Below are 2,236 nucleotides of genomic sequence, written 5' to 3'. Positions count from 1 at the left end.
GTAGGAACTTAATTATAACAGAGATTTATCATAAATGTTTTTTTTATTTTATTCAGTTGTAAAATTATTCAAGCATTTTTGCACTATTATAGTTTTTTAGACTATTATGCCATATATTATCTATTTTTACTTATTTTTATAATAAATTTCCCTTATTTTTTTGTTTTCTTTTTGTTCTTCATAAAGAATGTATAGATACACTTAAATATTTAAAAAATTACTTTTAAAAATTTTAAATTTTTTATATAACTGGTCTAAGCACAAAAAATGTGACCTTAACTAAGATCACATTTTCTAAAAATTATATATTTAATTAAAATCACTAATTCTACATATTAGTATCTATTATCTTTTTACATATAGATTCATTAGCAAAATCCATAACAATAATTCCATATCTCCCTTTCTTATTATCTGTGAAGAAATTATCCAATCTTTTATTAATATCATTTCTAACGTAATTAATATTAGGAATTCCTAGGAAAGGCTTGTACCCACTACAATAATTTGAATACATATAATTATCACTTTTATTTGCTGCTTTTTCTAAAGTATCTTCTATTACTCCCCATTTATTATCATTCTTAGATACCTTATAACAATCTTGAATATATAAAGTTACTCCATTATTGCTTTGGAAAGTAGTATTATCATTCCAGTTAACAGCACTAATCCCTAAATTTTTATTTGCTGCAAATCTTCTAAGAAGTATAATTTTTCCCCTAACCTGATTTAATTTAGGAACTTTATTTTCTAAGTACCATATACTTTTATCTTTATTTACATACTCTTCAAAAACCTCTTGAAAAGCTTTGTGTTATCAGTAGGATTATACTCTTCCTTTACACTCATAATAATAGTCTCTGTAGGGTTAGTCTTTAAAAAATCCTTACAACTTTTTAATACATCATCAAAATTTAAATTCTGATATACAGGACCATGGTGAATTGTAAAAGAATCCCCTATTTCTCTACATCTCACATCAATATATCTCACTCCAGCATTTAGCTGATCATCAATGCTTAACTCCTGACACTTAGCTACACTCTGCACAGGCTCATATCTAGCACCTGAATCATGAGTTCCTGGTATAGATAAATCTGAAATCTGTTTATTTCCATCTATACTCCCCATCCACTTTTCATTATTTATAGCTCTTGCATTTATCCCCTGTGCACCTAATATTAAAAGTGCTGAAACTGTTAAAGTAGTTAGTAATTTTTTTAACATTAATTTCACCTCATTTTCTTTATCCCTCACAAGCAACTGTATCTGGCAACTTTTTAAATTTCTATAAAAAGTAAAGCGAAAGCTTTATACTCTTTAAGTTATTTTATAATAATTACAGCCGCAGCCCTATATCAAAATTTTGAATTTCCTCTCTAAAGACACAGTAATGTTCAATATGCCCCTTTAATTATCCCCTGTCCTAATTTTCCATTGCACTATAACAGCATCTTATAAACTTTTTTTCTCCCCTTTCATACATTTTTTTATTTATAAGTTTATATCCTGCTAATACTTCAAAGTCTTCTTCTCTTAAAACATCACTTTCTCTAATATTTAGATTATCCATAGGTACTTCTCTAAAACCATTAACCCACAAAACTCCACTCTTCTTCTTTAATTTCTCCATAAGTCTTAAATATAAAGATGGATTTAATCTATAATGATTTATTATAATAACTTCAAATTGTAATAAATCTTCAAATGAATTATCTTTACTTAAATCTAGAAGTTTAGTTTCAATATTTAAACCTTTCTTTTTAGCAAAATAACTTAATCTCTCTAAGGCTGTAGTGCTAAAATCTACTGCCAAAACTTCATAGCCATGTTCACTTAAAAATATAGCATTTCTACCATCTCCACAAGCAAGATCCAATACCTTACCACCCTTAGGAAATAAATTTATATCCTCTATTAAAGCTTCTTCTGGGTTCATTAGTCTTAACTCTCTATTTTTGAAACGATTATTCCACCAAAGAATATCTCCCATATAATTCACTATCTACTCCTCCTTTGTATTATTTTTCACCACTTCAATTCTTCCTTCTTATTTCCGTCCACCTAATATAAAAGCATTTCTAGACACCTTATTTATCTATATCGAGTAGGTGAACCTCAGAAATATTTTTTTTCTTAGGTCTTTCCTCTCACAGAACCGTGCATGCGGGCCTCGCACACGGCTCTTGATAAATCTCCATTATTCTTTATAATAATGCAAAACTGCTGTTTC

3 protein-coding genes are annotated in these 2,236 nt (G+C 28.1%); all 3 read right to left on the bottom strand.

Features of this window, described 5'->3' with window-relative positions; all coding sequences use genetic code 11:
- Positions 1-328: 328 nt before the first annotated feature.
- Positions 329-517: a PI-PLC domain-containing protein gene (locus tag BM384_RS16830; RefSeq protein WP_090015389.1), complete on the bottom strand. Its 189-nt coding sequence runs from the start codon at positions 515-517 to the stop codon at positions 329-331.
- A 263-nt stretch (positions 518-780) separates the two neighbouring features.
- Positions 781-1,230 carry a phosphatidylinositol-specific phospholipase C domain-containing protein gene (locus tag BM384_RS16825; protein ID WP_090015387.1) on the bottom strand — a complete coding sequence of 150 codons (450 nt, stop codon included), beginning with the start codon at positions 1,228-1,230 and terminating at the stop codon, positions 781-783.
- 199 nt (positions 1,231-1,429) lie between these two features.
- Positions 1,430-1,996, bottom strand: coding sequence for a class I SAM-dependent methyltransferase (locus BM384_RS16820; RefSeq protein ID WP_242946107.1), 567 nt, complete (start codon positions 1,994-1,996; stop codon positions 1,430-1,432).
- Positions 1,997-2,236: the final 240 nt, after the last annotated feature.

Source organism: Clostridium sp. DSM 8431, assembly GCF_900116755.1.
Classification (GTDB): Bacteria; Bacillota; Clostridia; order Clostridiales; family Clostridiaceae; genus Clostridium.
Note: the sequence above shows the minus strand (reverse complement) of the source record. Positions and strands in the feature narration are given on the sequence as shown.

Excerpts from the sequence above, each read along its gene's own strand:
- BM384_RS16825 (WP_090015387.1), bottom strand. The coding sequence starts at position 1,230 with ATGTTAAAAAAATTACTAACTACTTTAACAGTTTCAGCACTTTTAATA.
- BM384_RS16830 (WP_090015389.1), bottom strand. The coding sequence starts at position 517 with ATGTATTCAAATTATTGTAGTGGGTACAAGCCTTTCCTAGGAATTCCT.
- BM384_RS16820 (WP_242946107.1), bottom strand. The coding sequence starts at position 1,996 with ATGGGAGATATTCTTTGGTGGAATAATCGTTTCAAAAATAGAGAGTTA.